The sequence below is a fragment of the Ruminococcus sp. 210702-SL.1.03 genome, assembly GCF_020559915.1.
Taxonomy (GTDB): Bacteria; Bacillota; Clostridia; order Oscillospirales; family Ruminococcaceae; genus YE71.
The window spans coordinates 1-472 of record NZ_JAJCLZ010000124.1 but is presented as its reverse complement, the minus strand read 5'-3'; the positions used below and the strand labels follow the sequence as shown (position 1 = coordinate 472).

Below are 472 nucleotides of genomic sequence, written 5' to 3'. Positions count from 1 at the left end.
TAACACCTATCATCATTCCAATGAACAAATACGTCATTTACATCATCTCCATTTCAAAATCTTCGGTTTCCGACTGCTCCTGAATATATCCTCCCAACGAGTTCTCCACATAGTCCGACAGCCATGTGCTTCCGAAATCCTCCCTCGTTCGGAGCCGCCATATTGCAAGCTTTCCGACATCAAGCTGAACGTCATCAAATGGAAACAGCAGACAGGTAAGGTCCCCGTTTTTAAAAGAGAATGCTTTTTCAAACTTACTTCCATTCTGCAATATTCCGCTTTCAGTCAGCATATCATTTATGCCGTTCACCCATTCCTGCAGATCACCGCCGCACCCTTGTATGACAAGTCCTTCGCAGTCATTCATTTTTCTCAGCTCATGCAAAGAAATATCATTGATATCCATTATTGCAAAACCTCCTTTCCGTAATATTTTCTCAGCAGACCTATGATAAAAAGCTGACCTTTTCCC

The 472-nt window shown here is 42.4% G+C and carries 1 pseudogene; it reads right to left on the bottom strand.

What is annotated here, in order from left to right:
- Positions 1-37 precede the first annotated feature (37 nt).
- Positions 38-472 (bottom strand): annotated as a pseudogene (locus tag LI114_RS13740) (hypothetical protein); the annotation flags it as partial.